This window comes from Nannocystis bainbridge (assembly GCF_028368995.1).
In the GTDB taxonomy this organism is placed as follows: domain Bacteria; phylum Myxococcota_A; class Polyangia; order Nannocystales; family Nannocystaceae; genus Nannocystis; species Nannocystis bainbridge.
This window is the reverse complement of sequence record NZ_JAQNDL010000003.1, coordinates 1,099,448-1,123,541: the sequence shown is the minus strand read 5'-3', so window position 1 is coordinate 1,123,541 and position 24,094 is coordinate 1,099,448. Positions and strand designations below refer to the sequence as shown.

21 protein-coding genes and 1 pseudogene are annotated in these 24,094 nt (G+C 71.0%); 11 read left to right on the top strand and 11 right to left on the bottom strand.

The genetic code is table 11. The features are described 5' to 3' along the window. Window positions 1-140: 140 nt before the first annotated feature. Both POL25_RS29745 and POL25_RS45035 read right to left on the bottom strand, forming a co-directional pair. The gene (locus tag POL25_RS29745) at window positions 141-1,856 is read right to left on the bottom strand and encodes an FG-GAP repeat domain-containing protein (protein WP_272091144.1); all 1,716 of its coding nucleotides are present in this window, start codon (window positions 1,854-1,856) and stop codon (window positions 141-143) included. Window positions 1,857-2,102: 246 nt separating this feature from the next. Then, window positions 2,103-2,267: pseudogene (locus POL25_RS45035) on the bottom strand (formyltransferase family protein); the annotation flags it as partial. Between POL25_RS45035 and POL25_RS29735 the strand changes: the two are divergent. The 6 genes from POL25_RS29735 to POL25_RS44585 all read left to right on the top strand — a co-directional run bounded on the left by POL25_RS29735 (window position 2,197) and on the right by POL25_RS44585 (window position 5,233). Further along, window positions 2,197-2,562 carry a condensation domain-containing protein gene (locus tag POL25_RS29735; protein WP_272089626.1) on the top strand — a complete coding sequence of 122 codons (366 nt, stop codon included), beginning with the start codon at window positions 2,197-2,199 and terminating at the stop codon, window positions 2,560-2,562. The pseudogene POL25_RS45035 and the gene POL25_RS29735 overlap by 71 nt on opposite strands. Before the next feature lie 127 nt (window positions 2,563-2,689). After that, window positions 2,690-2,977 (top strand): ACP S-malonyltransferase, encoded by a 288-nt coding sequence (locus tag POL25_RS29730; RefSeq protein ID WP_272089625.1) that lies wholly within the window; start codon window positions 2,690-2,692, stop codon window positions 2,975-2,977. Then, window positions 2,974-3,126 (top strand): hypothetical protein, encoded by a 153-nt coding sequence (locus tag POL25_RS29725; protein WP_272089624.1) that lies wholly within the window; start codon window positions 2,974-2,976, stop codon window positions 3,124-3,126. The genes POL25_RS29730 and POL25_RS29725 overlap by 4 nt, the downstream gene beginning before the upstream one ends. Before the next feature lie 28 nt (window positions 3,127-3,154). Then, a complete protein-coding gene (locus tag POL25_RS29720; RefSeq protein WP_272089623.1) occupies window positions 3,155-3,937 on the top strand; it encodes a hypothetical protein in 783 nt (260 codons plus the stop codon). A 262-nt stretch (window positions 3,938-4,199) separates the two neighbouring features. Further along, entirely contained in the window at window positions 4,200-4,760 is a 561-nt protein-coding gene (locus tag POL25_RS29715) for a hypothetical protein (RefSeq protein ID WP_272089622.1), read from the top strand. Window positions 4,761-5,131: 371 nt separating this feature from the next. After that, window positions 5,132-5,233, top strand: coding sequence for a nuclear transport factor 2 family protein (locus POL25_RS44585; protein WP_272089621.1), 102 nt, complete (start codon window positions 5,132-5,134; stop codon window positions 5,231-5,233). A gap of 48 nt (window positions 5,234-5,281) precedes the next feature. Here POL25_RS44585 and POL25_RS29705 read toward each other — a convergent pair whose 3' ends face one another. Further along, on the bottom strand, window positions 5,282-6,184 hold the full coding sequence (locus tag POL25_RS29705; protein WP_272089620.1) for a LysR family transcriptional regulator: 903 nt from the start codon (window positions 6,182-6,184) through the stop codon (window positions 5,282-5,284). Window positions 6,185-6,284: 100 nt separating this feature from the next. Between POL25_RS29705 and POL25_RS29700 the strand changes: the two genes are divergently transcribed. After that, window positions 6,285-7,061 (top strand): NAD(P)H-dependent oxidoreductase, encoded by a 777-nt coding sequence (locus POL25_RS29700; RefSeq protein WP_272089619.1) that lies wholly within the window; start codon window positions 6,285-6,287, stop codon window positions 7,059-7,061. 62 nt (window positions 7,062-7,123) lie between these two features. On the opposite strand, the gene POL25_RS29695 is transcribed toward POL25_RS29700, so the two are convergent. Next, on the bottom strand, window positions 7,124-8,380 hold the full coding sequence (locus POL25_RS29695; RefSeq protein WP_272089618.1) for a cytochrome P450: 1,257 nt from the start codon (window positions 8,378-8,380) through the stop codon (window positions 7,124-7,126). Window positions 8,381-8,601: 221 nt separating this feature from the next. Between POL25_RS29695 and POL25_RS29690 the strand changes: the two genes are divergently transcribed. Beyond that, complete coding sequence (locus POL25_RS29690; RefSeq protein ID WP_272089617.1) at window positions 8,602-9,099, top strand: hypothetical protein; 498 nt, start codon at window positions 8,602-8,604, stop codon at window positions 9,097-9,099. An 87-nt stretch (window positions 9,100-9,186) separates the two neighbouring features. On the opposite strand, the gene POL25_RS29685 is transcribed toward POL25_RS29690, so the two are convergent. The 3 genes from POL25_RS29685 to POL25_RS29675 all read right to left on the bottom strand — a co-directional run bounded on the left by POL25_RS29685 (window position 9,187) and on the right by POL25_RS29675 (window position 13,725). Continuing rightward, window positions 9,187-10,002, bottom strand: coding sequence for an arylamine N-acetyltransferase family protein (locus tag POL25_RS29685; RefSeq protein ID WP_272089616.1), 816 nt, complete (start codon window positions 10,000-10,002; stop codon window positions 9,187-9,189). 103 nt (window positions 10,003-10,105) lie between these two features. Then, window positions 10,106-11,440: a DUF4215 domain-containing protein gene (locus POL25_RS29680; protein ID WP_272089615.1), complete on the bottom strand. Its 1,335-nt coding sequence runs from the start codon at window positions 11,438-11,440 to the stop codon at window positions 10,106-10,108. 173 nt (window positions 11,441-11,613) lie between these two features. Then, complete coding sequence (locus POL25_RS29675) at window positions 11,614-13,725, bottom strand: amidohydrolase family protein (protein WP_272089614.1); 2,112 nt, start codon at window positions 13,723-13,725, stop codon at window positions 11,614-11,616. A gap of 113 nt (window positions 13,726-13,838) precedes the next feature. On the opposite strand from POL25_RS29675, the gene POL25_RS29670 reads away from it, so the two are divergent. Continuing rightward, entirely contained in the window at window positions 13,839-15,398 is a 1,560-nt protein-coding gene (locus tag POL25_RS29670; protein WP_272089613.1) for a hypothetical protein, read from the top strand. 36 nt (window positions 15,399-15,434) lie between these two features. On the opposite strand, the gene POL25_RS29665 is transcribed toward POL25_RS29670, so the two are convergent. The 3 genes from POL25_RS29665 to POL25_RS29655 all read right to left on the bottom strand — a co-directional run bounded on the left by POL25_RS29665 (window position 15,435) and on the right by POL25_RS29655 (window position 20,797). Further along, a complete protein-coding gene (locus POL25_RS29665) occupies window positions 15,435-16,934 on the bottom strand; it encodes a sensor histidine kinase (protein WP_272089612.1) in 1,500 nt (499 codons plus the stop codon). Beyond that, the gene (locus POL25_RS29660) at window positions 16,931-17,344 is read right to left on the bottom strand and encodes a response regulator (protein WP_272089611.1); all 414 of its coding nucleotides are present in this window, start codon (window positions 17,342-17,344) and stop codon (window positions 16,931-16,933) included. Before POL25_RS29660 ends, POL25_RS29665 begins: the two co-directional genes overlap by 4 nt. 93 nt (window positions 17,345-17,437) lie before the next feature. Then, on the bottom strand, window positions 17,438-20,797 hold the full coding sequence (locus POL25_RS29655; RefSeq protein WP_272089610.1) for an ATP-binding protein: 3,360 nt from the start codon (window positions 20,795-20,797) through the stop codon (window positions 17,438-17,440). Window positions 20,798-21,707: 910 nt separating this feature from the next. Between POL25_RS29655 and POL25_RS29650 the strand changes: the two genes are divergently transcribed. Beyond that, a complete protein-coding gene (locus tag POL25_RS29650; protein WP_272089609.1) occupies window positions 21,708-22,043 on the top strand; it encodes a hypothetical protein in 336 nt (111 codons plus the stop codon). Window positions 22,044-22,306: 263 nt separating this feature from the next. Here the strand turns inward: POL25_RS29650 and POL25_RS29645 are convergent, their stop codons facing one another. Then, complete coding sequence (locus POL25_RS29645; RefSeq protein ID WP_272089608.1) at window positions 22,307-23,236, bottom strand: DUF808 domain-containing protein; 930 nt, start codon at window positions 23,234-23,236, stop codon at window positions 22,307-22,309. A 417-nt stretch (window positions 23,237-23,653) separates the two neighbouring features. On the opposite strand from POL25_RS29645, the gene POL25_RS29640 reads away from it, so the two are divergent. Then, window positions 23,654-24,061 (top strand): GFA family protein, encoded by a 408-nt coding sequence (locus POL25_RS29640; protein ID WP_272089607.1) that lies wholly within the window; start codon window positions 23,654-23,656, stop codon window positions 24,059-24,061. The last annotated feature ends 33 nt before the right edge of the window (window positions 24,062-24,094 follow it).

Below are 24,094 nucleotides of genomic sequence, written 5' to 3'. Positions count from 1 at the left end.
GTGGCATGCCTGCGCGCGTGAAGCACTCGAGCGCGTTCGCTTCCCGGTGAGCGACGTCGCCGGGCGCGTACGTGTCCGCCTCCCGCTCGGGTGTGCGCTCAGGATCGCGCCTCGACGTAGCCGTCGCGGCGGGCGGCGCTTCACCCCGGCGGATCGCAGACCGCCCCGCCTTCGATCTGCGCCTGGGTGCGGAACGTGTTGAGCAATTGCCAGCTCTTCGGTTCGACGGCGGGGATGGTGCCGTCTTCGCGGACGTTCGTGACGTGATACGTGTGTTGATTCCAGATCCGTCGCGCCTGGATCCACCGGTCCTCGACGTCGCGGATGACCTGGACGGTGGGCGAGGGCGGGCCCTGGATGCTTTGGTTGGAGACGACGACGATCTCGGCGGAGCCGTCGTTGTCGACGTCCGCGACCACCGGGAATTCGATGTACGTGAGGCTGGTGTGGGGGACCTCGAGCAGGGGGGCGCCGGCGCCGTCGAACACGAACAGGCTGTATTCGTCGGCGTACATGGCCTGGGCGGCGCCGGCGGCGATGAAGTCGAAGGCGGTGCCGCCGGCGGCGCCGCTCTGGTCGAGGACGGCGGCCTGCCACTGGATGGCGGCCGGGTTGGTGTCGTAGATGGCGTACTGGGCGGCGGAGCTGTGCGAGAACTCGGGCAGGTCGTCGCCGTCGAAGTCGTGGATGGCGGCGGGGCGCAGCCAGATGAAGACGTGATCGGGGTTGGCGCCGGTGAGCCGCATGTCGAGGTGGCCGGGCTTGGTGGAGCCGTCGTGCTCGAGCACGGTGAGGCCATTGCCGGTGGACAGGAGGATCTCGGGCAGGCCGTCTTCGTCGAGGTCGGCGACGTGCGGGAGGGAGGCGACGGGCACGGCGTCGTTGGTATAATAGGGGGTGCCGTCGTGGCGGTAGGCGCTATGACCATAGACGACCTCGAGCAGGCCGTCGTCGTCGAGGTCGGCGGCGGTCGGGGTGGCGTAGCTCCACGCGCCGTCGAGCACGCTCCAGAGCACCTCGCCGCCGGCGCTCAGGACGGAGTCGGAGTAGAGGATCTCGGGGCTGCCGTCGGCGTCGAGGTCGGCGATGGCGACGGCGCCGCGGGTGGCGGCGGCGCTGACGGGGGCGGAGGTCCACTTGGGGGTGCCGTCGTGCTCGTATGCGCGGACGACGTCGCCGTGGGCGAAGACGAGGAGCTCGGGGACGCCGTCGCCGTCGATGTCGCCGAGGGCGGGGCTGGAATAGCCATAGACGGGGTCGGGGATGGTGTAGTGAAGGGCCCCGGTGGCGCCGTCGAGGACGTAAATGTGGCCGGTGTCGGGCTCGACGCCGTCGCCCGGGCCGGCGACGACGACGATGTCGGGGATGTCGCACAGGTCGATCTGCCCGTCGCCGTTGTCGTCGGTGAGGTTGGCGACCAGCGGGGAGACGCCGCTGAACACGTCCTCGCCGACGCCGGGCCAGCTCCACTGGACCTCGGGGCTGAAGGCGTCGGGCGGGGCCTTGGTGCGGCAATTGCCGGCGTCGCCGTCGACCGCGACCTTGCAAAGGTTGGGGGCGCCGGTGGTGCCGCTGTCGGTGTCGTCACCGTTGCCGACGTCGAACTGGACGCCGCCGGTGGCGGTGACGCCGGTGCCCTCGCTGGCGCTGGCGCCGGTCGAGGTGGTGGGCGCGGTGGTCGGCCCCGAGGTCGTGCTGCCGCCGGTGGTGGTGGTCGTGGGGCTGGTGGTCGTGGCGCCGCCGGCCGAGGTCTGACCCTGCGGGCGTCCGTCGTCGCCGCATCCGAGCTGCGGGCCGACCGCGAGGGCCAGGGTGACGAGCCATGAACTGTGAGAGGCCGGCCGAGAATTGCGCATGCGCTGCTTCCTTGTCGGCGCCACAGTTTCACGCGGACGGGAGCGCTGGCAAGCGGGCGAGCAAGAGGCGCGATACCGGGCCGGTCGATGGCGCTCGCCGGCCCCGCGAGCGCAGACGGTGCATTCGTGTGCGTAAACCTTAGGACATGTTCGATGGGTCATGTTTGTTCGGTGCTCTCGCAGCATGAGAGGCAGGGCGTCGGGGCGCGCTCGAGCAGGCCCGCTTGGGAGCGGCGCTCCTGCCAGCGCCGCGCACTGGATCGGCGCTGCCCCGCGCCAGCGCGGCAGCAGCGACGCGTGGACGATGATGCAGTCGTGACGCGGCGCTCCGAGGTCGACGATGGCCGCTTGGCGGGCGGCCCTCGAGGAGGTGGCGCGGCGCCAACCGATCTTGCGCACCACCTTCGTCATGGACGCGCCCGGTCCGCGGCGCCGGATCGCCGCCGAGCCGGCGGTCGATCTGACGTCCTATGATCATACCCAAGTCGAGCCGTCGCGGCGCGAGGCGCAGGCCCGGGCGGCCGCGGAGCTGCGCCCGCGCGACGGCTTCGACCTCGAGCGCGGGCCGCTGTGGCGCGTGCTGGCGTTCTCGGCGGAGGGCGCGGCGCCGACGATCTTCATCCTGTTCCATCACATCATCCTCGACGGCATCGCCTGCGCGGCCGGGCCGAGAGCGAGCCGCTGCTGCCGGCGACCGTATCGGTAGCGACCGAGGCGCCGGGTTGCACGGTGCTCTCGGGGCCGGTCGAGGCCGTCGCTGACGTCGAGGCGCGGCTGCTGGCGCGCGGTTCGAGGCGACGCGGCTGGCGGTGACCCAGGCGTATCACTCGCCGATGATGGCGCCGATCCGCGAGGCCTATCTGGCCAGAGTCGCGGCGGTCCAGCGGCGACCGCCGGGCCTGCCGGTGCTGTCGTGCGTGACCGGCACCTGGCTGACCGACGCCGAGGCGACCGATCCGTCTTACTGGGCCGATCACCTGTGCGGCACCGTCACCCTGACGGCCGCGCTCGGCACGTTGCTCGCCGACCCGTCGCGCGTGTTCGTCGAGGTCGGCCGGGCCGATCGATGCGCGGCTTCTTGCGCCGTCACCCGCTCGCCCACGAGTCGCCGGTCGCGGTGACGACGATCCGGCACGCCAGCGAGCCGGCGGTGGCCGACGACGCATATCTGCTGGCCGCCTGGGGGGCCGGGCCGCAGGAGCTCGCCGCCGAAGCAGGCTCCACTGTGGACGAACTGCTGCAGGGGATCCGCTGCGAACGTGTGGAATAAGGCATCCACCGCTATGGTTGCTGGCCTGGTGTTCGGCTCCTGGAACCCCGCGATACTCCGTCTCCACGTCTCTCTCTCCCTCTTGCTCTCGAGCGCTTGTGCCGCCGGCGAAGACCCGGTGGAGCGCGACATTACCGTGTCGCTCGCGGACGCGTCATTCGTCGAAGACGGAACCCATCCGAGCACGGTCAAGGATGGTTGGGTCATCACCTTCTCCGAGCTGCAGGTCTCGATCGGCGACGTGATGCTGGAGGGATCGCCACTCGACGACACTTCGCCGCAGTACCAAATCGTCGACCTGATGGAGGCAGGTGAGGGTTTCGTCCTCGGCAGCGCCCAGCGGACGAGCGAGCGCCCTCACGCGCTGATCCGCGGCATTGGGTTCACCATCGCTCCGGCTGCCGACCCGGTAGCCGGCAATGTCGACGAGTCGGACGTCGAACGGATGCGTGCCGGCTCGTACTCGGTCTACGTGGAGGGTACGGCGCAGCGCGGCGGAGAGACCAAAGACTTCTCCTGGGGCCTGACCGCCGGAAACGCATACAGGGACTGTATCTCCCAGACCAGCTTCGCGGACGAGGAGCCGCAAGTCACGATCAGCGTGCGCGGCGATAGGTTGTTCGGCGATGAAGAACTCGTCTTCGATCCCTTCGCGGCGAGCGATGCGAATGCGGACGGTGAGATCGAGGAGGCGGAGCTCCGCAACTCCGACGTCATGCTCGGGGGCAAGAATTTGTGGACGTGGTTGGAGGCGCAAGCCAGCACCCTCTTCTCCGTCGATGGGTCGCCGTGTACGGTCGAGCCTTCATGACTTTCGCTCGAGTGCCCCAGGAGCCGCGACGCCTGTCGAGAGGAATAGGGCGAGACGCGGTCGGGTTCACGCGCCATCGATGCAACGAGCCAAAAACAGAGCACTGAATAGGAAATGTCGACCCCAGGGCACGGGGGCCGGATACCTCCTTTGGGCCGCCATCGCGGCCGGCGCCTGCGGCGATGCAGGCAGCGGATCGAGCGGCGGCACCGAGGGCACCTCCGGCGTCACCACGAGCACCACGGAGCCCGGGAGTACGAGCTTGGAGAGCACCACCGGTGCGGTCGAGCCCACGACCGATACGGCAGTGAGCTCCGGCGATACCGGCGACCAGGATGCCTGCGCGTCCTTCTGCGCTGCCGCCACTGCTTGCTTTCCCATGGTCATCGTCACGGAATGCATCGCGGAGTTCTGCGGAGACGAGGACGAGACGCCGGCGTGTGTGGCGGCCACCGATGCCCGCCACATGTGCTTCGCCAGCATGAGCTGCGACGACATCTCGGTCTTCTTCAACGAGGACGATCCGGGGCCCTGTTCCGAAGCCGTCGCGCAGGAGGTCAAGATCTGCACTGGCGAGAACGCCTGCGACCACGAAGCGAGCGGGAACGTCGACGGCAGCGCCTGCTCGATCGATTTCGAGTGCATCGGCGAGCCGCCGCAGGCGATGCAGTGCGACACGGAGACCTGTACTTGCATCGAAGACGGCAGCACGACCGGGACGTGCGCATCCGAAGCGATCTGCGCGAAGCTGACGGATCTCGACAGCTTCCAGATGCTGGTAGACCTGGCTGCGACCTGCTGCAGCTTTGGGCCTGCCGCATGAGGTGGGTCGCAGAGTCGCGCGTTACGAGCGGCCCCGAGACTGCATGACGATGGCCGCAGCACCCGCGCCCGCAGCGACACACGACACGCCGAACAGGAGCTTGCGGCCGAAACTCCAGTCCTTCCGGGCGGACAGCTCGGCGGGCTCGGCTTCATCTTCCGCCCGGAGGCGCTCGAGCGCGGCGTTAAGGCCGCGCAGCCTTTCGAGCTCGGCGGCGCTAGACCCACCTGCGAGCCCGAATTCGAGGCGCCGTCTCGAAAACAGCCAAATTCGCGACAAAATCGGGACGCGATCCCTCGGAAAAGCCCCCAATACGCGGAACGCCGCGGATCTCCAAACAGCGGGCATATACGAGGGATCGGTTCGCCCGCGTGCGCCTCACCGCGGTGCTGGAGAAGGACGGAGCCGACTGGCACATCGTCCACGTCCACTACTCGCTGCCGGTCGGCGTCCCACTGTCGATGATGGATTGAATCACGAGATAAACTTTCAGACATGGCCTCTCGGGCATGTCTCGATGATCAGGCGCCTCTGGCGAACGCGCGCACGCGCTCGCGCAGCCAGGTGAGGGCCGGGTGCTTGGCGGCGCGGCGGTGCCAGACCATGGCGATTGCGAAGCCGGGGACGGCGATCGGGGGCTCGAGCAATTGCAGGCGGTCGGCGCGGTCGCGGGCGATGCGTTCGGGGACCAGGGCGGCGAGGTCGGAGCGGGCCACCAGCTCGGGGACCATGAGGAACGAGGGCACCGAGAGGACCACGCGGCGCTCGCGGCCGTGGCTGGCGAGGGCAGCGTCGGTGGGGCCCGCGAAGCCGCCGCCGCGCGGGCTGACGACGACGTGGTCGAGCGCGCACAGCCCGTCGAGATCGATAGGGCCGGACACGTGCGGGTGGTCGCGGCGGACGATGACGACGTAGCGCTCGTCGAGGACCTTGCGGCTGCGCAGCTGCTCGGGCGCGGTCTCGGGGGTGAGGAAGGCGAGGTCGACGTCGCCGCGCTCGGCCTGGGCGGCGAGCTGGGCGGCGTCGAGGGCCCGCCAGGCCAGCCGCACGCCGGGGGCCTCGCGGCGGAGCTGGAGGGCGAGCGGCATGAGCAGGGCGTATTGCACATAGTCGGAGGCGGCGATGGCGACCGTCAGGGCGGCGGTGGCGGGGTCGAAGCCGGCGCCGGCGGTGAGCACGGCGCGCACGCCGTCGAGCGCGTCGTGAAGCGGCGCCTGCAGCTCGAGCGCGCGCGCGGTCGGGGTCATGCCGCGCTGCGCTGGCAGCAACAGCGGGTCGCCGAGCAGGTCGCGCAGCCGCTGGAGCTGGGCCGACAAGGCGGGCTGGCTGAGGCCCAGGCGCCGGGCGGCCTTCGTCACGTTGCGTTCGGCGAGCAGGGCGTCGAGCGCGACGAGCAGGTTGAGGTCGAGGCGGCTGCTATCCACGGCGGTGATACCAGCACACAAGAACTACGATTTCAACGCGGCGGGGGCCCGGCGTAGCGTTCGCGGGCCCGGCGGAACCGCCTGGCGAAAGGACCCTGCCGTGAAGATCCTCGTCGTCTACGCCCACCCCGGGCCGCGCTCGCTGAACGCCTCGCTGCGCGATCGCATGGTCGCGACGCTGACCGCGGAGGGGCACGCGGTGATCGTGTCCGACCTCCACGCGCAGGGCTGGAAGGCGAGCCTCGACGGCGCCGATTTCCCGGGCGAGCCCGGCGAGCAGCTCGACGTCGTCGCGGCGTCGCACCGCGCGTTCGCCGAGGGCACGCAGCCGGCCGAGGTGGCGGAGGAGCAGCGGCGCCTGCTGTGGGCCGATGCGGTGATCCTGCAATTCCCGCTGTGGTGGTTCTCGATGCCGGCGATCCTCAAGGGCTGGGTCGACCGGGTGTACGCGCACGGGTTCGCCTACGGCCGCGGCGAGCACTCGGACCGGCGCTGGGGCGACCGCTACGGCGAGGGGGTGTTCGCGGGCAAGCGAGCGATGCTGGTGGTCACGACCGGCGGCTGGGAGGAGCATTATCAAGAGCGCGGGATCAACGGGCCGATCGACGACCTGCTGTTCCCGATCCAGCACGGGATCCTGTTCTACCCCGGGTTCGCGGTGATGGACCCGTTCGTGGTCTACCGCGCGGGGCGGATGGACGCGGCCCGCTTCGCGGCGGTGGGGGCCGAGCTCGACCGCCGCATGCGCGGGCTGTTCGTCGAACCGCCGATCGCGTACCGCCAGCAGAACGGCGGGGACTACGAGATCCCTTCGATGACGCTGAGAGCTGGGCTCGAGCAGGCAGGGCAGCAGGGGTTCCGCCTGCACCGCGGCTGAGGGCGCCGCGGTGCCGAGGAGTCTCTCAGGACATGTTCATTCGAACATGTCCTTGGAGACAATCAGGCGACGTCCCACTCGACCCACATCGACACCGGGCCGCGGATCGTCGTGTGCGAGCGATGGACCGGGTCCGGCTCGGCCGCGAGGCGCAGCCCGGGCAGGCGCTCGGCGAACAGCTCGAGCGCGATCCGGGCCTCCGCGCGCGCCAGCAGGGCGCCGACGCAGTAGTGCGCGCCGCGGCCGAAGCCGAGGTGGTCCATGACGTTGGCCCGCGCCGGGTCGAAGCTCGCCGGGCAGCGGAACTGGGCTTCGTCGCGGCTGCCGGAGGCGTACAGCAGGTACAGGCGGGCGCCGGCGGGGATGGTCTGACCGCCGACCACGACCTCCGCGGTGGCGACGCGGACCATGCCGAGCGCCGTGCTCTCGAAACGCAGCGCCTCCTCGAGATCGCGGGCGATCCGGGTCGGGTCGGCGACGATCGCCGCCCACGCGCCGGGCGTGGTCAGCAGCACGCGCATGGTGTTGCTGAGCATGCGGCTGCTCGTCTCGTGGCCGGCGGCGATGAAGGCCCCGGCGATCAGCGAGATCAGCTCGGCGCGCGACGGCGGCACGGATTCCTCGCGCCCCGCCCGCAGCATCTCGCTCATGGCATCCTCGCCCGGGTTCGCCTCGCGCGCGGCGATCATGCGCTCGCAATAGCGCTGGAACTCGAGGTAGCTCTCGACGCGCGCGACGTGCTGCGCGGGCGGCACGCGGGCGAAGATCAGCTCGAACCAGTCGTCGCTCCACCGCTTGATCTGCGGCAGGTCGGCCAGCGGCACGCCGAGCATGTCGAGGATCACCCGCAACGGGAACGGCTCCGCGAATTCGGCGGCGATGTCGACCCGACCGGCGTCTGCGAAGCCGTCGAGCAGCTCGCGCGCGAGCTCGCGGATCCGCGGACCCCACCGCTCGACCATCTTGCCGTTCAGCGCGCTGCCGACGATCCGCCGCAGGCGGGCGTGCTCAGGCCCGTCGCTGTCGATCGGCGTGCGCGTGTGCGGGTGACCGGTGGCCAGCAGCGCCGTGGCCTCGGGGGTCAGGTCGGCGCCGATAGCGAAGGCGTCCTGCGAGGAGAAGCGGGCCGGGTCGCGGAGGACGCTGCAGATGTCGCCGTGACGGCTGACGACCCACATCCCGAGCTCGGGGCTCCAGAACACCGGCCGATCGCGGCGCATCTCGGCGAACATCGCGTGCGGGTCGCGGAGCTGCTCGCCGTCGTACGGGTTGAAGGTGTGGACATTGCAATTCGTGGTCGGGTTCGAGTCTTTAGGCATGGTTATTCCTCAGGCGCCGGGATGTCCGGCGCGACGTATGAAGGACAGGATGCCCGCTCCGGCCGCGATCGGTTTGTGAGCCTGCGACTCCGGACATTCGCGCCCTGGCGAAACCGCGGCGCCGCGATCGTTCGTCGGCGAGTTTCGCCGAGGTTGCCGTGGGTCGCCGCGCCGCGGGTGATTTTCGCCACGACGGCGCGGCGCCGTGCTATCGGGTAGGCATGAAGGCGTTTCCCTCTCTCGTCGAACAGCTCTCTGACTGGGTCATGAACGGGCGCTGCACCGTGAGCGACCTCGAGTTCTACGAGCAGTACAATCAGGAGTACCGGCCGTCGCACTGGATGCGCAATCCTGCCGCCGACGAGGAGTTCTTCACCTTCGTGCAGGACGGCGCCGGCGGTCAGTATGCGCTGCACCTGGTGGGCGAACTCGATGGCGACCATGCCCCTGTCGTCAAGCTCGGCCGCGACGGCGAGGTGGCGGTGCTCGGCCGCGACCTGATCGATTTCGCCTGGCTCATCGCCTGCGGGGTCGAGCCGATCGGCGTCGGTGACAACGGCGAATTGCGCGATCCCTTCGAGGCCTCGGCGCCGATGCAGGCGTGGGTGCGCACGCTCGATCCGGGCCGCAGCTTCGGCACCGCCCAGGAGACGCTGCAGGCCGCGGCCGCCGCGTACCCCGCGCTCGTGCAGCACATCCGCACCCTGGCCGGGACCTGAGCTCCGCGGCTCCGCGGGCCAAGCGCGGCGCCGGGTCAAGGAGGTGTCTCTCGGGACATGCCTGTTTAGACATGTCCCGAGAGTCATTCACCGCTGCAGGCAGTCGAGGGCCGCGGTCAGCTCGGGGTCGGCGGGCACGGCGATCTCGAACTCGTGGGCGAGGACGCGGCGCAGCGCGTCGGTGCTGTCGAGCACGTGGCGCTCGGTGTCGCCGCCGAGGTGGTGGATCGCGAATCGGCGGTCGGCGAGGGCGAGCTGGCGGTCGGGCAGGGTGCGCGCGGCCATCAGGCCGGTGCGAAAGTGCGAGGCCGGGTGGGTGGACAGGAAGTAGTTGGAGACCTCGTAGTCGGGCTGGATCTGCTCCGCCAGATCGAAGCGGTAGAGGCCGCGCCATTCGCCGCGCACCTGCGCCTGCATGAGAAAATAGCCGCCGTCCTCGCGCAGGCGGAACGGCCCGTGCGGGGTCGGCTGGGCCTCGTCGACGACGAGGCGCAAGACGCCGGTCAGGGTCATGCCGCCGAAGCCGACGTCGACGAGGTGCGGCTGACCGTCGAGCACAACGTGCAGCAGCATGTGGCTGCGCGGGCCGACGTGGCCTTCGGGTTGATTCCAGGTGACGCGGGCCGCGAGGCCGCGCACCGCGTAGCCGAGGGCGCGCAGGACGTGCGAGAGCAGCAGGTTGTGCTCGAAGCAGTAGCCGCCGCGGCCGCCGTGCACGAGCTTGCGCTGGAGGCCGGCGAGATCGAGCGCCGGGGTGCGGCCGATCAGCGGGTCGAGGTTCTCGAACGGGATCGCGGCCGCGTGGGCCTTCACCAGGGCAGCCAGCGTGGCGAGCGTGGGCGCGGTGGGACCGACGTGGCCGATGCGCTCGAGATAGGCGGGGAGATCGATCTCGGCAGACACGGCAATCAATGTACGCGGGAAGCCCCGGGCGCGAAACGGCGACCGCTCGATTCGCCTGCAGGCCGCGTCCCAGCGTCGCACGGCGCCGCGCGGCGGGGCTCGCTCACTGCGGCACGAGCTTGGAGCAGCCGGCGAGGTCGGAGGTCCCGCTGTTGGTGGGGATCGGGTCGGCGTAGAGCAGGGTCTCGTTCAAGGTGGGCGGCGCCGAGAGATCGAGGATGAAGATGTCGTCCTCGCCGCGGATGTCCATGGCGATGATCTGCTGCGCGTCGCCGACGAAGACGATGCCGGCGGCGTAGAGATCGTCGGGGCCCTCGACCGCGGAGAGCACGGTGGCGGTGGCCCGGTCGACCTCGAGGTAGCGGCTGAGCGGCTCGGGCGGCGGCGGTCCGGGCTCGTTGGCCGAGATGAACATCGAGCCGTCGAAGCGGAAGGCGACGTCGCTGACATGGGTCGACCACACGGTGACGGGCTCGCCACCCTCGGTGAGCGGAGTCGGGCCGGCGATGAACTCGCCCGAGTCGGGGTCGATGCGGGCGATGCTGACTTCGGTGGTCTGATTGCGCTCGTAGGTGTCGAAGACGGTGACCCAGAGCTCGCCCTCGTCGTTCATCGCCGCTCCCATGATCCAGGCGCCCAGGCTCTGCCCCACGGGCGTCAGCTCGCCGGTGCCGGTGTTCACGGCGACGAGCCGGCTGCCCGTTGCGATATCCTCGGTGTCGCCGGCGAAGCCGAACACGGCGTTGCTCGGGTCGGTGTACATGGCGTCGAGGTGGCGGGGCTGGCCGTCGATGGTGGTACCCGGGCTCAGGGCAATGTGGTCACCGGCGACCGAGAGGGTGGCGAGCTGGCATTCGTTGGCGATCGGGCTCGCCTGGCCGAAGGGCGCGCCGGGAGAGGCGCACTGGACCGCGTGAAAGCCAGGGATGCAGGGCGCGCCGCCTTCGAGGCACAAAAAGCCGCACTCGGTGGCGCAGCCAGGTCCGCAGCCGTCGTCGGGGTCGCTGTTGCCGTCGTCGCAAGCCTCGCCCGCGTCGATCACACCGTTGCCGCAGAGCACGTCGCCGATCTTGCAGTCGGATTCGCAGCCGTCTCCGTCGACGAGGTTGCCGTCGTCGCACTCCTCGCCGACCCCGACGACGCCGTCACCACATTCGACGGGGCCGCCGCTGGTGTCGGTGGTGCTGGTGGTGGTCGTCGTGGTGGGGTCATCGGCGGCGGTGCTGCTGGTGGTGCCGTCGGGGCTGTCGCTGGTGGTGCCAGTGCTGGTGGTGGGAGCGGGGGTGCTGGTGCCGGTGGTGCTGGTGGTGCTGGGGGGCTCTTCGGTGGCTGCGCTGTCGCTCGCGGTGGGGTCGGCGGGCTGGGCTCCGCAGCCGGCGACGACGGCGAGCGATGCGAAGCAGCCGAGCAGGACCAGGGGCACACGCGAGAGCGTCATTGTTTCCCAGGCTAACTCGAGCAAGGACCCGGGCGGGCGAGGTCGTGTGCGACCGCGACGTCGGGGGATCCAGGACAGGACCTGCGAGCTCGCATTTCTGCCCGTGGTGAGCTCCTCGGCCGATGCCGGGCGCGAAATGGCCCGGGCGCTCCGCGGTCGCGCGCGGGAGCTCTTCACGGCACGAAGTCAGCGATTCGCCACAGCGCGGACGGATCGTACATGCGCCCGCGCGCGACCACCCGCGTCACCTTGCGGACGGCGCGGATGTCGGCGATCGGGTCGCCTTTCACGATCACCAGATCGGCGCGCTTGCCCGGCTCGACGGTGCCGACCTGGGCCTGGAGCCCCATCAAGCGCGCAGGCACGCTCGTGGCGGCCTGAATCGCGGCCATCGGCGAGATTCCGGCCTGGACGTAGAGCTCGAGCTCGCGGTGCAAGGAGTGGCCGGGCACCGAGATGTCCGTGCCCGCGACGATCGGGACGCCGGCGCGGTGCAGCTCGCCCACCAACGCCAGGAAGCGGTCGAAGATCGCGCCGTCGAGGGCGGCTTGCTCGGGCGAGGAGCCGTCGAACAGGCCCTGGAGCTCGCGCGGCAGCTTGGCGAGGCCGGGCTCGCGGCGCGCGTTGTCGTCGGCGGTGTGGTTCAGCAATTCGAACAGCGCGAGGGTGTCGTCGAGCATCACCTTCTTGCTGGCGAAGGTGCGGATCACCTGCGCGAGCGGCGGCTTCGTGAAGTCGGCGTCCGCGATCCGGCGACCCCTGGCCTCGCGCGACAGCTTCGCCGCCTCGCCCGGGGCGAACAGCGGCTCGAACAGGAACGTCACGTGGCTGACGCCGTCGTAGCCGGCCGCGATCGCCTCGAGCACGCGCATGCCCTCCGGCACGTGCCCGACCACTCGCATGCCGCGGCGATGCGCCGCTTCGGCGATGGCCCGCACCAGCGAGGGCGCGATGCTCGAGTAGAGCTTGACCTCGAGGCACCCGGCGCGCTTGAGGCGATCGAGCACCGGGGCGATGTCCTCGCGGGTCTTGATCCGGACCGTGCCGAGAGCACGAGGGCCGTCGCCGTCGACGATGCCGCTGACGAGGATCCGCGGCCCCAGGCCAGCGCCGGCGTCGATGGCGTCGCGGATGCCGGTCACGAACTCGAGGATGTTGCCGAGGTCGCGGACGGTGGTCACGCCGGCCGCGAGATACGCGGCGCCTTGCTCGACCTGCTGGACGTGCGCGTGCATGTCCCAGAGGCCAGGTATGATCGTGCTGCCCGAGACGTCGATCGTGGTCGCGCCCGGGGGGATCGGCGTCGAAGCGCGGGGCCCCGCGGCGACGATCTTGTCGCCGTCGTAGACGACGACGGCGTCCCGCACCGGCGCGCGCCCGGTCCCGTCGACGAGGTCGGCGCCGACGAGGGCCACGACCCCGGCCGGCCCCTGCAACGCCGACTGACCGACCTCCGACAGCCACGCGGCGCCGTCGGCACCGGCCCGCGCCACCAGCTCCGGCAGGAGCGCGACGAAGCCCTCGCGCGCGGCCTCGAAGTGGTCGAACTCGGCGTCGCGCGTCACCACCGCGACGAGCTTGCCGGCGTCGTCGAGCCACGCGTCCTCGCGGCCCCACACCAGCCCGCGCACGCTCACGTGCTCGAGGGTCACGCGCTTGCCCTCGACCTCGTGCTCGTGTTTGCCGCGCGTCTCGATCGTCAACGTCGCCGCGGGCAACAAGGTCATGGTCGCCGGTCGGCCACGCGCGACCCAGGCGCGCAGCATCAGGTCCTGGGCGAGCAGCGGGGCGTAGCCCGAGGCCATGACGGACGCGGCAGGGGCCCCGGCGTGCACCGGCGCCTCGCCGACGCGGCTGTGCGTGAACGAGCCGTCAGGCTCCTGGGTGATGCGCTCGTCGATGGACGAGTGCCGCGAGGTGCGGCCCCAGGCCTGGTAGTCGCGCGGCATGCCGTCGGGCCCGAGGCGGAACGAGGCCGCGAGCGTGACCTGGCTGCCGCGGTCCTGAAACCCGAACGACGCCTTGGCCTCGATCTCGCCCGCGCCGTCGCGCGTGTAAGTGTCGCGCTCGACGCCGATGCGCTGCAGGAACTTGTGAAGATGAAAGACGGTGGTCTCGACCGCCTCGCGCCTGGCAGGCTCGCCGCTCGCCGCGCGCGGGGGAACGCCCGACGCCGGGCTCGTGGCGCCCTCGCTCACGGCCGCGGCCGGCGAGGCAGGCTTCGGGGACGGACGGCATGCCGTCGTGCAAGCGAGCACGAACGCGAACAGCGAGAGCCTCGACATCCCCGCTCATATATCGGACGGAGCGGCGCGCTGTACAGCTCGGTGAGCGATCGTCGACAGCGCGCGGGCGTTCACCGGGTGCGGCGCCTGCCGGCATGGCGTAAGAAGTCGCCATGTCGAACTTCGCCGCGCTGTCCCGCTTCGTCCCGCTCACTCTGCTCGTCGCCACGGCCTGCGCCGGGGAGCCTGGCGGCACCGGGGCGACGACGAGCGCCGGCGAGACGGGGACTTCGAGCGAGACCAGCGGCGAGCCGGCGGAGAGCACCTCGACGAGCACGGGCGAGGTCACGACGGGCGAGGTCACGACAGGCGAGGTCACGACCGGTGAACCGACCACCGGCCCGGAGATCACGAGCACGACGAGCACGGACACGACGAGCACGGACACGACGAGCACGGACACGACGAACACGGACACGACGAGCACGACGAGCACCACCGGCACCACCGGCGATCCCGATGTGCCGCTGCAGTGCCCCGAGGCGATCGACCAGGCGATCCTGGCCTGCGTCGCCGCGCTGCAGAGCGACCCCGAGCTGGCCCCGGGCAACTTCCTGCTCGACCTGCTGTTCATGTGCAGCGACGCCGAGCCGGTCGCCGACGATTACGACGCCCACTGCGCGAGCGCGCCGGACGACCCGATCTGCGACCTCGAGTATCCGCAGTTCGTCGAGACCGTGCTGCCGGCGTGCATCAGTCGCGCGCAGACGATCCTGTTCACCGACGTGTGCCTGTTGCCGGACTCGTACGACGGGCTGCTGTTCGCGCCGGGGATCGTGCTGATGGATCGGCGCATCGTGACCAGCGCCGCCGAGCTCGACGCGACCGAGCAGGAGCAACTGTTGCGGGCGAGCGCGGAGATCGGGGTCGACAGCGGTTCCGTGGAAGCGGCCCTGAGCGCCACCGACGAGGGCGAGGTCGAGCTGCTCACGGTCCTCGACGTCGGCACCGACCGCGTGCTCGTGCTGTTCTCGGCGCGCTACGACGGGGCCCGCCACGGCCGCCTGTTCTTCTGGCACACGTTGACGATCGCCGGCGCGATCGAGGCCGACGTGTTCACCCGCTGCGGGGTCGAGCAGACGATCGAGGGCCAGCCCTGCGAGGACGCGCTGACGTGCGGCGATTCGCACACGTGCTTCGACGTGCTCGAGGGCGAGGGCGGGGTCGTGCTCGCGCCGGGCACCTGCGTGTCCCAGGCCGCGATCCCGGGCGACGGTGAAGCTTGCAGCGCGCACGCCGACTGCGTGCCGGCCAACGGCCTGCTGTGCCTCGACCGGCTCGAGGGCGAGGGCGACGGGGTGTGCCGACCGGGCTGGATGCGCCGCAGCTTCGCCGGCCCTGCCGGTGATTCGCAGCTGGTCGCCGCCGGCACGCTGCTGCTGCCGATCCTCGCCTCCGGCGTGGCGACCGTGCCGACGGCCGCGTACCTCGACTTGCAGATCGTGCAGGACGCGGCCAACAGCCTCGCCGTGCACCTCGTCAATCCGACCGGGACCAGCTCGGCCGTCATCACCGCGGACGGGCCGGTGATCGATCTGCAGCTGTTCAAGGTCGGCGTGCCGGGTGACGAGAGCGCCGGCGGCACCTGGTTCCTCGCCGTCGAGGACCTCGGGGGCGCAGCCAGCGGCGCCGTCACGCGGCTGACCCTGACGGTCGACACTCGCTACGATTGATTCGCCGGCGGCGGCGTGCGCGGCCGTCGAGGACGCCTAGGCGCGCGGCAGCTCGATGTGGAAGGTCGTGCCTTCGCCCGCGGCCGAGCGCACGGCGACGTGCCCGCCGTGGGCGTCGACGATCTCGCGGACGATGAACAGGCCGAGGCCGATGCTGCGCTCGCGATCGAGGCGCTGCTCGCCGCGGCGGAACGGCTGGAACAGCCAGGGGATCGACTCCGGCGGGATGGGCGGCCCCATGTTGTGCACGAGCACCTGCGCGCGCGCGCCGTGGCAGACGCTGCGCACGGTGACGGGCGTGCCGGAGAGCCCGTAGCTGAGCGCGTTGTGGACGAGGTTGCCGACGGCCTGGGCGAGCCGATCGGGATCCCAATTGCCTTCGCCGTCGCCCTCGGGCTGATGGACGATGAGGCGGTCGGGATGGTTGAGCGCCACCTCGTCGACCACCTGGCGGCACACCTCGTGGATCTCGACCGGCTGCGGATCGATCGGGAGCCGCCCGCTGGCGCGCACCTGCGTGAAGTCGAGCAGGTCGCGGATCAGCCGGGTCGCGCGCTGACCGCTGCGATCGATGCGCTGCACGATCTCGGCGAGCGGCGAGTCGGGCGGCAGCAGCTCGGACAGCAGCGAGGCGCCGGTCAGCATCGCCGACAGCGGGTTGCGCAGGTCGTGGCTGACGATGCCGATCAGCTGCTGCTCGAACTCCGCCTGCCGCCGCTGCTCGGTGACGTCGCGCGCCGTGGCGACCAGCCGCTCGGGCTTGCCGCTGGCGGCGAGCACCGGCGAGACGATGACGTCCCACCACATCTGCGCGCCGTCGAGGGTGGGACCGAGGCCGACGACCCGACCGACCTTGCCGGCGAGCGCCTCGGCGAGCGCCCCGGCGACCTCCTGGCGGTGCGCGCTGCTCCACAGGTCGACCCACGAGCGGCCGCGCAGCTGGTCGGGCCCGGCGGCGCCGAGCAGGCGCAGGCCGCCGGGGCTGATCGAAAGGATGTGGCCCTCGAGGTCGAGCACGATGATGCCGTCGTGGCTCGACTCGAAGATCCGGCGGCTGAACTCCTCGCTGGCGCGCAGGGCCTCCTGGGCGGCGCGGGTCGCCAGCTCCGAGGCGCGCAGGCGCAGGGCGTGGCGGACGCTCTGCGCGAGCCGCTGAGGCGTCAGCGCGCCCTTGGCGATGTAGTCGACCGCGCCGTTCTTCATCAGCTCGACCGCCAGCGCGGTGTCCTCGTGCCCGGTGAGCACGATCGCCGGCACGAACACGTCGAGCTCCCGCAGCCCGCGCAGCACGACCAGCCCGTCGTGGCGCGGGAACTGATAGTCGAGCAGCACGACCTCGACCGGCGACCGGCGCAGACGCTCGAGCGCGGCGATCGGGTCGTCGTCCTCGATCAGCGTCACCTCGAGGCCGGACTTGGCGAAGGCCCGCCGCACCAGCTCGCGGTCGACCTCGTCGTCGTCGATCACCAGCACGCGCACCGGCTCGCCGGGACGCGGGTTCGAAACGTAGTCCAGGTCGGGGTGAGGCGTGGTCACGGCATCTCGACCAGGGTCCAGTACTTGTTGAGCGTCGCCATCAGGTCGATGAAGTTGCCGAAGCTGACCGGCTTGAGCAGGTAGCCGGCGACGTTGAGCTTGAACGCGTCGACGCGGTCGCGCTCCTCGTTCGAGGTCGTCAGCACGACGACCGAGGTGGCCTGCAGCGCCGGGTCGGCGCGCACGGCCCGCAGGAACTCGATGCCGTTCATCTTCGGCATGTTGATGTCGAGCAGCACCAGCCGGCGCGGCCCCAGCGAGCCGTCGCGCAGGCGCTCGAGCGCCTCGAGCCCGTTGTGGGCGACGTGGATCGGGTTGGTCAGCCGGTTGCGCTGGAAGGCGCGCTTGATGGTCAGGACGTCGACCTCGTCGTCATCGACCAGGAGGATGTGTAGCTCGCGGTTGTCCATCGTGGGCTCGTTGTCGTGCCGGTCGCCGGGAGGATGGAGGGTGTTTCAGCTTCGGTGCGTCGGGCCAAGAAATCAAGCTGCGCCGGCTCGCCCTCAGCCGGAGCGCTTGGGCCAGCGCACGAGGAACGTCGCGCCCGCGCCGGGTCGCGACTCGAGGGCGACGCTGCCTCCGCGGCTCTCGACGATCTTCTTGACGACCGACAGCCCGATCCCGGCGCCCTCGAATTTGTCGCGCGACTCGAGGGTCTGGAACAGGCCCCAGATCCGCTCGTGGAACTCCGGCGCGATCCCCGGCCCGTCGTCGCGGATCGAGAATTCGTAGAGCTGGCCGGCGTCGCGGCCGGTGACGGCGATCTGGATGTCGTCGCGGTGCGCGTGCTTCAGGGCGTTGCCGATCAGGTTCTGGAACACCTGCTGGAGCGGGATGCGCTCGGTGGTCAGCGTCGGCATGCCCGGGGCGATCGAGATCCGCGCGGAGGGCGGCGGGGACAGCAGCTCGACCACCTCGGCGAGCAGCTGGCCGGTGTCGACGGTGGTCGCGTCGACGCGGACCCGGCCGGCGCGCGAATAGTGGAGGATCCCGTCGATCAGTGTCTCGAGGCGGAACACGCGCCGACGCAGCAGGTGCATGTGCGTCTGCGACTCCTCGTCGAGCTTGTCGCCGAGCGCCTCCTCGATCCACTGCGACAGGCTGGCGATCCCCCGCAGCGGCGCCTTGAGGTCGTGCGAGGCGACGTAGGCGTACTGGTCGAGCTCCTTGTTGGAGAGGGCCAGCTCCTCGGACAGCCGCTCGACGCGGTGGCGCGCGAGCACCTGCTCGGTGACCTCGAAGGCGACGACCATGGCGCCGGTGACCGCGCCGCTGGGGTCGCGGATCGGCTGGGCGACGTAGTTGAAGTAAGCGTCCCGGATCGCGCCGTGGCGCAGGAGCGGGATGTTGAGCTCGAACACGTGGACCGGCTCTCCGGTCGCCAGCACGGCGTCGAGCGAGGCGATCACGGCGTGCTCGCCGATCTCCGGGAACGCCTCGCGCATGGTCTTGCCGACCAGCTCCGGGCGCCCGAGCATCTCGCAGATCGGCGGGTTGGCGACCTCGTAGCGGTGCTCCGGACCGACGAACACGGCGATCGGCACGGGCGCCTGCATGAACAGGTCGTACAGCTTGGCGCGCTCGTGCTCGGCGACGGCGCGCAGGCGGGCGATCTGCAGGTGGGTGGCGACGCGGGCGACCAACTCGCGGGCGGAGAACGGCTTGACGAGGTAGTCGTCGGCGCCGGCCTCGAGGCCCTCGATGCGCGACTCCTCGCCGGCGCGCGCCGACAGCATCAGCACCGGGATCCGCCGCGTGCGCGGGTCCTCGCGCAGCGCGTGGAGCAGGCCGAAGCCGTCGAGGTTCGGCATCATGACGTCGGTCAAGACGAGGTCGGGCGGGCGATCGAGGGCCGTCGCGAGCGCGACGGCGCCGTCGGGCACGGCTTCGACGATCCACCGCTGCTGCAGCACGCGGCCGACGTAGTCGCGCATGTCGGCGTTGTCGTCGGCGAGGAGGATGCGCGCCGGCGGTCCGGCGTCGAGCCCCGGATCGGAGGCCGGGCCGAGCGCGTCCTCGCCGAGGTCGTCGTCTTGCTGCGGGCCGGCCAGCCAGCGCAGCGCCTCCTGCACGTAGGGCGCCGCGCCGGTCGCCGACGAGACCTGGGTGCGGCGGGCGCCCAGCCGATCGGCGGGCAGGTGCGCGTGGCCGCGAGGGATCGCGACCGTGAACGTGGTGCCGACGCCGACCTCGCTGGTGACGTGGAGCGTCCCGCCGTGCAGGCGCACGAGCTCGTGGACCAGCGCGAGCCCGATGCCCGAGCCCTCGTGCGTCCGCGAGCGCGCGCCCTGGACCTGATGAAAGCGCCGGAACAGGTGCGGCAGCTCGTGCTCGGGGATGCCGGTGCCGGTGTCGCTCACGGCCAGCTCGAGCTGGTCGCCGTGCAGGCGCAGCGCGACCGCGATCGTGCCCTCGAACGTGAACTTGAGCGCGTTCGAGAGCAGGTTGAGCACGATCTTCTCCCACATGTCGTGGTCGACGTGGATCGGCTCGGGCAGCGGCGGGCAATCGACGGTGAAGACGAGCCCGGCGCGCTCGATGGCCGAGCGGAACGCGCTCGCCAGGTCGGTGGTCAGCGCCGCCAGGTCGGTCGGCTCGTACGAGGCCTGGATCCGGCCGGCCTCGATGCGCGAGAAGTCGAGCAGCACGTTGACGAGCTTGAGCAGGCGGACGGCGTTGCGGTACGCGGTGTCGAGATCGGCGCCCACGAGCCGGCGCTGCGCCGAGGACAGCGCGTCCTCGAGCGGGCCGAGCATCAGCGTCAGCGGGGTGCGAAACTCGTGGCTGACGTTGCTGAAGAAGATGGTCTTGGCGCGATCGAGCTCGGCGAGCGCCTCGGCCCGCCGCCGCTCCTCCTCGTACGCCAGCGCGTTGGCGATGCTGGCCGCGAGCTGCCCGGCGGCCAGCTGCAAGAAGCCGCGGTAGTTGTCGTCGAGCTGACGGAACGGGTTGAGCCCGACGATCAGGACCCCGGCGCGGCCGGTCTCGCCCGACGGGGAGATCGGCAGCGCGACGGCGTGCGTCGGCGGCCGCGGCCAGGCGCCGGACGGGATGTCCTTGAGGACAGGTGGCAGCTCGACCACGCGCTCGTGGCCCTGTAGCGCCTCGGCGAACGGCCACACGGAGTCCTCGAGCGTCGACACGAACTCGGGCGCGCCGGCGTGGCCAGGCGGGAGCCCGGCGGCCCCCGCGAGCTGCACGCGGCGCCGGTCGGCGTCGGCGATGTAGATCAGCGCGAACGGCAGGTCCTTGGGGTTGGTCTGCAGCGACGCCGCTCCGCGAGCGCATACCTCCGCCCAGGTGCGTGCGTCGGCGGTGCGGGCCGCGAGCTCGCGCAGCAGCGCGAGCTGGCGCTCGCCGAGGATCCGCTGGGTGTCGTCGGTGTTGGCGCAGATGATGCCGCCGGTCCCGCCCTGATCGTTCGGCACCGGGCTGTAGGAGAACGTGTAGTACGTCTCCTCCGGGTAGCCGTAACGCTCCATGATCAGCAGCAGGGCCTCGTCGTAGGTGCCCTCGTTGAGGCGCATCGCCGAGGCGGCGCGCGGGCCGACCTGATCCCAGATCTCGCGCCACACGACGGAGGCGGGCTGGCCGAGCGCCTCCGGGTGCTTGCCGCCGACGATCGACTTGTAGGCGTCGTTGTAAAGATTGATGAGGTCGTCGCCCCACCAGACGAACATCGGCTGGAGCGAGGTCAGGATGATGCGGACGCAGGTCTTGAGGCTCTGCGGCCAGGCGTCGACGGGGCCGAGCGGCGTGGCCGCCCAGTCGATCTCCCGCATGCGGGCGCCCATCTCGCCGCCACCGGCGAGCACGTGCAGCCGACCCGAGCGGCTGGGGAGAGCATCCGAGTCGAGCGCCATGGTGGATGTCCATTACCCCACCGAGGTCGGACTGAGAAGCACCCGCGCCCGTGCAGGTCGGCGTCCCGCCGCGCCGCGCAGGACAGCACTTGCGGAGAATCACCGGGCAAGTCGTGCTCGGGGCGGCGAGGCGGCGGCGGTGGCTCGATACGAAGGATTTGGGGGTCGTGGCGCAATTTTCGCCACCACGCTTGGCGCGTGACGAGTCATCGGACCGCGAATGAGGTGATAGCCGGACGTCCACAATGTCAACCCGGGTCCGCGGATGATCAGGTCGCCATGCGCGATGCTCCGCCGGGCTCTGCATGAGGGTGGTTACGGCCCGAGGTCGTCGAGGATGAGCCCGCCGTCGCCGGTCCGCGGCGCCGATGCGGAGAGCCGGCGGACGCGACCGCCGCGGCCCTCGTGCGAGGGACCTGTCGATCGCGGCAGGTCCCTGGCACGCCCGACACGATGGGCTGCCACCGTGCATGGCGACGGCGAGTCATCATCGGCCGCGGTCGCGATGATCTTCGCGGCGGCGTGCGTCAGGCGAGATCGAGACAGACATCGTGCGCGCTCGCTGATGTCTCTGACTTCGGGCTCCCGATCTCCGACATTCATGCGCCGCGAGCTTCGGCGCCTCGGGTCACCCACAGGGAGAGAGTCACCGCGGAGGTCCCGGCAATGCGCGACGCCCTCGCGCAGCTCGACGGACTCGCGGGGACGATGCCGCAGTGGGCCACGCCCGTCTCCGGCTGCGCGCGCCAATCGGGCGCTCGGGGCTCGCCACCCCCGAGAACGCTGAGCCGACGCGGTGATTCGCCGCCGCTGTCTTTATCGCCATCGTCGCTTCAGGCGGCCGTGCGCGTGGGCCCAGGGGGGGCTGCCGCTTGACGCGCCACGAAGGTCCCTCGTACCGTCCAGCTCCATGTCACGGTACGTCCTCGCCCTGTTCCTGGTCCCCGTTCTCGCCGCCTGCAACCCCGACGGCACCTGCATCCACCAGTTTCCGGACGGTGGGTCGACCTGCGGCGTCGAGATCAAGAAGAACGCCTGCCCCGCGCCCTCGACGTTCTTCGAGGAGAACAACGAGGCCGGGGCCCTGCGCTGCAGGAACATGGGCTACGACACGAAGCTGGATGACCGGGGCAAGACGTGGATGAAGTCGACCCCGCGGCCCAAGAGCCAGGAAGTGCAGGACATGGAGGCGGCCGAGAAGCAGCGGATCGAGGCGCTCAAGAACCAGCCGCCGCCGTCGCCGTGAACGCCGGGCGCGGGTCCGGCGCTGCATGGGTGGGCGCTCGCCGATGCCCGCCGAGAATGAGCGGTTCGCCGAGCGGCGCCCGGTGTCGAGATATGCGGCGAGGGCGAGTGCTACGATTGCGAATCGTTGGAGACGCTGTGCCCAATCGCAGCCGCCGAGCCGGGCCGGCCGCAGCGTGACCCGTCACGGTCGCCGAGGCTGCGACGCTGTCCCAAGCGGCTCCGCCGCCGCGAACGGTGAGGCGCGGCGCGCGGATCTGCAGCTCAGGCGGACCCGCCGGTGGCCTCGCGCGAGCCGCGGACGAGCCGCTGGACGCCGGTGACGACGGCGAGCAGGAGCGCGCCGACGAGCAGGCCGACGAGGCCGCTGTACAGGCTGGGCAGGATGAAGCTGGCGCCCGGGATGGCGACGGCGGCGAGCCGCTGGCCGAGCGCCTCGGCGCCGGGGATCCCGTGCACGAGGATGCCGCCGCCGACCAGGAACATGGCGACGGTGCCGGCGATCGACAGGCCCTTCATCAGGTAGGGCGCGCCGCGCAAGATCAGCTCGCCGATCCGTCGCGTCACACCGGTGCGCTTGCTGAGGTGCAGGCCGAGGTCGTCGAGCTTGACGATGCCCGCGACCAGGCCGTAGACGCCGATGGTCATCAGCAGGGCGACCGTCACGAGCGTCAGCACGCGGGTGGGGAACGGCGCCGAGGCGACCGCGCCGAGCGAGATCACGATGACCTCGGCCGAGAGGATGAAGTCGGTGCGCACGGCCCCGCGGATCTTGTCCCGCTCGAAGGCGACCATGTCGACGGCGGGGTCGGCGATCGCCTGGACCAGCGCGGCCTCGCGGCGCGCGTCGTCGGCCGGCGCGAGCCAGCGGTGGGCCAGCTTCTCGCAGCCCTCGTAGCACAGGAAGGCGCCGCCCAGCATCAGCAGCGGGGTGATCGCCCAGCTCGCCACGGCGCTGATCAGCAGGGCGCACGGCACGAGGATCACCTTGTTGACGGTGGAACCCTTGGCCACCGCCCACACGACCGGCAGCTCGCGCTCCGGGATGACGCCCGCCACCTGCTCGGCGTTGAGGGCCAGGTCGTCGCCGAGCACCCCGGCGGTCTTCTTGGTCGCCACTTTCGTAAGGACGGCGACGTCGTCGAGCAGCGCGGCCAGGTCGTCGAGGAGGGTGAAGAGCGTGGTGCCTGCCATGCGAGTCGGCTCGGACGAGCCAGGCCACGGTACTCCAGCGCGGGGTGCTTTGTCGTGGGCGCGTCGGAAGTCCTGAATCGGGGAGCGGGCACCGGGGCGCCGGCAATGTCGAGTGCGCGATACCGGCGAGCGGCGGCGGACTCGCCCGAGCGAGAGAACCCCGATCCGGCGACCCAGCTCGCGCTCGGCGCGAGTCCGGCCGAGGCGTTGCGCCGGTTGCCATCATTGCGCAGCCGGGAGGTCGATGCGAGTCGATCGATGGTCCCACCATTGGCGATCATAGCGAGGAGGCAGGATCGATGACGGCATGGCTTTTGGAGCATGTGCTTTGGAGCATGTTCATGGAGACATGTCCTCGGAGCCCCGGTGGTTGCCCCGCCGGGCCGGCGTGGGTTACGCTCGCCGAGGAGAACCACCATGCGTTCGCGAACGGCGTCCTGTTGCTGCGGCCAGCTGCGCATCGAAGTCCACGGTGAGCCGCTCGGGGTCGGGGTGTGTCACTGCCTCGCCTGCCAGCAGCGCACGGGCAGCGTGTTCGCGGCCCTGGCGGCGTTCGCGGGGCCGTACGCGGTGACCGGCGCGGCGAGCGAGTACGTGCGGACCGGCGATCGCGGGGCGAGCTTCAGGTTCCGGTTCTGCCCGGTGTGCGGGTCGTCGGTGTTCCACACGGAGGAGGGCGACGAGGGCGCGCCGGTGCTGGTGGCGGTCGGGGCGTTCGCCGACCCGAGCTTCCCGCCGCCGCAGGACTCGGTCTACGACTGCCGCCGCCACGCGTGGGTGCAGTTGCCGGCAGAGGTCACGGCGTTCGCCAGGGACCCGACGTGAGCGCGTAGCGAGCCGGTGGAGGGCTGGATGTCC

Excerpts from the sequence above, each read along its gene's own strand:
- POL25_RS29650 (WP_272089609.1), top strand. The coding sequence starts at position 21,708 with ATGTCACGGTACGTCCTCGCCCTGTTCCTGGTCCCCGTTCTCGCCGCC.
- POL25_RS29645 (WP_272089608.1), bottom strand. The coding sequence starts at position 23,236 with ATGGCAGGCACCACGCTCTTCACCCTCCTCGACGACCTGGCCGCGCTG.
- POL25_RS29680 (WP_272089615.1), bottom strand. The coding sequence starts at position 11,440 with ATGACGCTCTCGCGTGTGCCCCTGGTCCTGCTCGGCTGCTTCGCATCG.
- POL25_RS29655 (WP_272089610.1), bottom strand. The coding sequence starts at position 20,797 with ATGGCGCTCGACTCGGATGCTCTCCCCAGCCGCTCGGGTCGGCTGCAC.
- POL25_RS29670 (WP_272089613.1), top strand. The coding sequence starts at position 13,839 with ATGTCGAACTTCGCCGCGCTGTCCCGCTTCGTCCCGCTCACTCTGCTC.
- POL25_RS29745 (WP_272091144.1), bottom strand. The coding sequence starts at position 1,856 with ATGCGCAATTCTCGGCCGGCCTCTCACAGTTCATGGCTCGTCACCCTG.
- POL25_RS29695 (WP_272089618.1), bottom strand. The coding sequence starts at position 8,380 with ATGCCTAAAGACTCGAACCCGACCACGAATTGCAATGTCCACACCTTC.
- POL25_RS29660 (WP_272089611.1), bottom strand. The coding sequence starts at position 17,344 with ATGGACAACCGCGAGCTACACATCCTCCTGGTCGATGACGACGAGGTC.
- POL25_RS29730 (WP_272089625.1), top strand. The coding sequence starts at position 2,690 with ATGATGGCGCCGATCCGCGAGGCCTATCTGGCCAGAGTCGCGGCGGTC.
- POL25_RS29735 (WP_272089626.1), top strand. The coding sequence starts at position 2,197 with ATGGCCGCTTGGCGGGCGGCCCTCGAGGAGGTGGCGCGGCGCCAACCG.
- POL25_RS29640 (WP_272089607.1), top strand. The coding sequence starts at position 23,654 with ATGCGTTCGCGAACGGCGTCCTGTTGCTGCGGCCAGCTGCGCATCGAA.
- POL25_RS29690 (WP_272089617.1), top strand. The coding sequence starts at position 8,602 with ATGAAGGCGTTTCCCTCTCTCGTCGAACAGCTCTCTGACTGGGTCATG.
- POL25_RS29675 (WP_272089614.1), bottom strand. The coding sequence starts at position 13,725 with ATGTCGAGGCTCTCGCTGTTCGCGTTCGTGCTCGCTTGCACGACGGCA.